The organism is Enterobacter sp. SECR19-1250, from assembly GCF_013391025.1.
Classification (GTDB): domain Bacteria; phylum Pseudomonadota; class Gammaproteobacteria; order Enterobacterales; family Enterobacteriaceae; genus Enterobacter; species Enterobacter cloacae.
This window is the reverse complement of the sequence record NZ_JACASJ010000180.1, coordinates 1-5157: the sequence shown is the minus strand read 5'-3', so window position 1 is coordinate 5157 and position 5157 is coordinate 1. Positions and strand designations below refer to the sequence as shown.

5 protein-coding genes are annotated in these 5157 nt (G+C 56.6%); 4 read left to right on the top strand and 1 reads right to left on the bottom strand.

Annotated elements, in window-relative coordinates; translation table 11 throughout:
• The 4 genes from fimC to sfmF all read left to right on the top strand — a co-directional run.
• On the top strand, positions 1 to 618 hold a 618-nt coding region (fimC, locus tag HX884_RS25165), incomplete at its 5' end, for a type 1 fimbria chaperone FimC (RefSeq protein ID WP_178328957.1).
• Between the two features lie 14 nt (positions 619 to 632).
• Complete coding sequence (locus HX884_RS25160; protein ID WP_178328956.1) at positions 633 to 3197, top strand: fimbrial biogenesis usher protein; 2565 nt, start codon at positions 633 to 635, stop codon at positions 3195 to 3197.
• A 13-nt stretch (positions 3198 to 3210) separates the two neighbouring features.
• On the top strand, positions 3211 to 4215 hold the full coding sequence (fimH, locus tag HX884_RS25155) for a type 1 fimbria D-mannose specific adhesin FimH (protein WP_178328955.1): 1005 nt from the start codon (positions 3211 to 3213) through the stop codon (positions 4213 to 4215).
• 9 nt (positions 4216 to 4224) lie between these two features.
• On the top strand, positions 4225 to 4749 hold the full coding sequence (gene sfmF / locus HX884_RS25150; RefSeq protein WP_013095935.1) for a fimbria assembly protein: 525 nt from the start codon (positions 4225 to 4227) through the stop codon (positions 4747 to 4749).
• A 51-nt stretch (positions 4750 to 4800) separates the two neighbouring features.
• Here the strand turns inward: sfmF and HX884_RS25145 are convergent.
• Positions 4801 to 5157: LuxR C-terminal-related transcriptional regulator (locus HX884_RS25145; protein WP_218620138.1), on the bottom strand; the 357-nt coding region annotated here is incomplete at its 5' end.

Here is a 5157-nt window from a genome sequence, read left to right as displayed (position 1 = left end):
CGGATGAATATGATGATCTCATATCAGGAACTTGTTCGCACCTTCCCTAAACAAACTTCACTGGCGATCACCAACAGTAACAAGCAAGAACGCTATTTAATTAACGCGTGGATCGAAAACGCAAACGGGCAAAAAGAAAAAACCTTTGCCGTCACGCCACCGCTGTTTGTCAGCGAGCCGGACAGCGAAAACACGCTGCGCATTATTTACGCCGGGCCTGCGTTGCCTGCCGATCGTGAATCGCTGTTTTACATGAACGTGAAAGCGATCCCGTCAGTGAACAAAGCCAAAACCGAAAACAATAACGTGCTGCAACTGGCCATCCTGTCGCGTATCAAGCTGTTTGTGCGCCCGAATAACCTGGCAATGCAGCCGGAAGAGGCGCTCTCTCAGCTGCGCTTTGAGCGCGTTGGCTCGCATCTGAAGATCAGCAACGCCTCACCGTATTACATCACGCTGGTCAATCTGAAGCTGGGCGGACAGACGCTGGATAACATCATGATTGCGCCAAAAAATTCGGCACAGCAGGCGCTGCCGGCTGGTGCGGGCGGTACGCTCTCCTGGCAGAGCGTCAATGACTACGGTGCCATTACTCCGGCGCGTAGCGTCAACCTGTGAGCAGAGTCAGGGCGATGAATAATCATCAATGGCGTTACTGCCCGGTTGCACTGGCGCTGATGGCAACGCTCTGGCCGCAGTCGGGCTGGAGCGAAAGCTACTTTAACCCGGCCTTTTTGTCCGACGATACCGCCAGCGTGGCGGATTTATCGCGTTTTGAACAAGGTCACCAGCAGGCACCCGGCGTGTATCGCGTGGATATCTGGCGTAACGATGAGTTTATCGCGACCCAGGACGTGCGCTTTGAGCAGGCCGACGATACGCCACCGGTGGCGGGCGGACTGGCGCCGTGCATCACACGTAAAATGCTGGAACGGTTTGGCGTTAACCTCGCCGCGTTTCCCGAGCTGGTAAAGGTGCAGGACGACACCTGTGTCCCGCTGGCGACAGCGATCCCCGGCAGCCTGGTCGCATTTAACTTCGCCTCGCAGCGTCTGAATATCAGCCTGCCGCAGGTGGCGATGCAGAACAGCGCCCGTGGCTATATCCCGCCTGAACAGTGGGATGAAGGGATCCCCGCCGCGCTGTTGAACTACAGCTTTACCGGCAACCGGGGAAGCGAGGATGACAGCTACTATCTGAACCTGCAGAGCGGGCTGAACTATGGCGCATGGCGTTTACGCAATAACGGCGCCTGGCGTTATACGCAAAACAACGGCCAGCGGCACAGTAACTGGCAGAACATTGGCACCTGGGCGCAGCGCACCGTCATTCCGCTCAAAAGCGAGCTGGTGCTGGGCGACAGCAATACCGGCAATGATGTCTTTGACAGCGTCGGTTTCCGCGGCGGGCGGCTTTTCTCGTCCGACAGCATGTACCCGGACAGCCTGCAGGGCTACGCGCCAACCGTGCGCGGTATCGCCCGTACCCCGGCCAAAGTGGTTGTTCGCCAGAACGGCTATGTTATCTACCAGAGCTATGTCCAGCCTGGCGCGTTTGCCATTACCGATCTGAACCCTACCTCTTCAAGCGGCGATCTGGAAGTGACCGTAGAAGAGAAGGACGGCAGCCAGCAACGCTATACCGTGCCGTACTCCACCGTGCCGCTGTTGCAGCGGGAAGGTCGCTGGAAGTATGACCTCGTGGCCGGGGATTACCGCAGCGGTAACAGCGATCAGGACACGCCGTTCTTCACCCAGGGCACGCTGATTACCGGTCTGGCCAATGGTTACACGCTCTACGGCGGTACGCAGCTGGCGTCGCGCTATACCGCGGTGGCCATTGGCGCCGGGAAAAACCTCGGTGACTGGGGGGCGGTGTCGGTCGATATCACCCATGCCCGCAGCCAGCTGGCGGACGACAGCCGCCATGAGGGCCAGTCCCTGCGTTTCCTGTATGCAAAATCACTCAACGGATTCGGCACCAACTTCCAGCTGCTGGGCTATCGCTACTCCACGAAAGGGTTTTACACCCTGGATGATGTGGCCTGGCGTTCGATGGAAGGCTATCAGTATGCCGACAGCAAGGATGATGACGGCGTGCCGGACGTGCAGAGCTATCACAACCTGACGTGGAATAAAAAAGGGCGCTTCCAGCTCAATATCTCTCAGTCGCTGGGTGATTACGGCTCAGTCTATGTCTCCGGCAGCGAGCAGACCTACTGGGGCACCAGCCAGTCGAACCTCTGGTATCAGCTCGGCTATGCCGGAGGTGTAAAAGGGATCAACTACTCCCTGTCATGGTCGTGGAACAAGTCCGTCGGGATAGAGGGCACGGACCGGATCGCGTCCTTTAACGTCTCGGTGCCGTTCAGCCTCTTTACCCGTCAGGGATATCGCCGGGACAGCGCCATCGATCGCGCTTACGCCACGGCCTCAGCCAGCCGCAACAGCGACGGTGATACAAGTTGGCAAACCGGGGTCAGCGGCACCCTGCTGGAAGATCGCAACCTGAACTACAGCGTTACGCAGGGGCACACCAGCACCAACGGTTCAAGCGGTAGCGCCAGCGCAAACTGGCAGGCGACCTACGGCACGCTGGGGGGGGGCTACAACTACGCGCGCGATCAGCACGATCTCAACTGGCAGCTCTCTGGTGGGGTGGTGGGCCATGCCGACGGCGTCACCTTCAGCCAGCCGCTGGGCGACACTAACGTCCTGATCAAAGCGCCGGGAGCCTCGGGCGTCAGCGTGGAAAACCAGACCGGGGTGAAAACCGACTGGCGAGGCTACGCGGTCATGCCGTATGCCACCGTCTACCGCTATAACCGCGTGGCGCTGGATACCAACTCCATGAGTAACAACACCGACATCGAAAATAACGTCAGCAGCGTAGTACCGACCAAAGGTGCGCTGGTGCGTGCCAGCTTCGATACCCGTATCGGCGTACGTGCCCTGCTGACCGTGACCCGCGGCAACCAGCCTGTGCCGTTTGGTGCCGTGGTCCGTGAAACCCAGAGCGGGGTCACCAGTATGGTGGGCGATGACGGGCAGATTTACCTGAGCGGGCTGCCGTTGGAAGGGGAGTTGCTTATTCAGTGGGGCAATGGGATGCAGTCCCAGTGTCGTGCGCACTATCGTTTATCGCCTGAAAGCCAAAACCAGGCCATTACCATGGCGGGGGCAAGCTGTGAACGTTAACAGGAACCCAAAGATGCGCAGTTTACGCAATGTGTTTAGCTTAGCGCTGCTCTGCAGCACGATGCCCGCGTGGGCGACGGTTTGCCAGAACGCCACGGGCGTGCCGAAGGATATCTCATACGATCTTTCAAACGTCTTTAACAGTTCCAATAACAAACCGGGGCAGATTGTGACCCTTGCGCAAAAATCCGGGCTGGTGGGCGTGAACGCCATTTGCCCTAAAGGAACAACCGGAAAGTCCACGATGCGTAGTTATGTCACCAGCCTGCCGATAACGACGGTAATTGATGGCTATAAGTATGTGAAGCTGAATGACTACCTTGATGGCGCAATGCAGATCCACGATGACTACGCGGGCACCTTCTATCCACCGTCAGACTACATTCAGATGGGGCAGCACCCTAACGTTCCGAACAACAAAGCGATTCCTGTCACCGATTCGAAGCTGGTCTTTCGTCTGCGGGTCACACGGCGGTTTATCAACATGGTGGTGATCCCCCAGCAGACCATGTTCACCGTCTATGTCACCACCACGTCATCCGATCCGCTGAATACGCCGGTCTATACCATCAGCTACAGCGGCACCATTCAGGTACCACAAAGCTGTGCGATTAACGCCGGGCAGGTGGTGGAGTTTGATTTTGGTGATATTGGCGCGTCGTTGTTCAGCCAGGCGGGGGCCGGCAATCGTCCTCAGAACGTCTCACCACAAAGCAAAACCATTGCCATTAAGTGCACCAATGTGGAGGCCAATGCGTATCTGACGATGCGCATCGAGGCGGAAAAAATCTCGGGCAATGCGCTGGTTTCCGATAACCCGGATTTAGGGTTTGTCGTGGCGAACGATAGCGGTACGCCTCTGACGCCTAACAACCTGAACAGTAAAATTCCGTTCCGTCTGGATGACAGCGCGCAGGCGCAGGTGGGGATCCGGGTCTGGCCGGTGAGCATTACGGGGAATAAGCCAGCAGAAGGCCGGTTCACCTCTCGCGGCTATCTGCGCGTGGATTACGATTAAGGGGAAGAGATGGGGAACTGGAAATGGCCTTTCGCTGCGCTGGCCCTGACGATGTGTCAGGCAAACGCGTGGTCAGCCACAGCGCTGGGCGAGATCAATATTCAGATGTACGGCAATATCGTTGATTTTACCTGCGTGGCAGAGGGCAGCGACAGCGACAAGACCGTCACGCTGGGCACCTGGCCGACGAAGCAGCTCAGCACCACGGGGAGCCGCACGCAGCCCATGCCCTTCACGCTGAAGCTGACAGGCTGTCCGCCAGGTTCAGCATCAATTACGTTTTCCGGGAAAACTGACGGGAGTGACAGCGGATTGCTGGCGTTGAATGACGCCAGTACGGCGAATAACGTCGCGGTGGAGATCAGGGATGCGGATAAAACGCGTCTTGCGTTACAGCAGGCCAGCCAGCCGGTAGCGGTAGATGCGCAGGGTAATGCCGTGTTGTCATTTTATGCTAATTATATTGCCACAGCGGATAACCCCCGACCCGGACGCGCCGATGCGGATGCCACATTTATGATTAATTATAATTAGCGCTGACCGCACTCCCTGCAACTCAGATAAACTGCAGGGAGTGAATTCAGGTTATAGCAGCTCGTGTGCCTTGGCGTAATCAATTAATTCCACAATGCTTTGCACACCGAGCTTGGAATAAATATTGGATTTGTGCGCGCTAATGGTTTTGTTGCTTAATAGCAGCTGTTCGGCAATTTCCTTATTCGATAAGCCATTCGCCAGATACCGCAGTACGGTGACCTCACGGTTCGATAATGGCATATCGGATGCCATCCCTTTCCCTGAGCCCAGATGATTAATAAAGTTCAACGTTTCCGACGGGAAAAAAGAATAGCCCATCAGAATCATTTCCACGGCGTTGTAGATCTCACCTAAGGAAGGTGCGAATAAGCAGGTCATTTCTTCCCAAGCTGACTCGCTGATTAA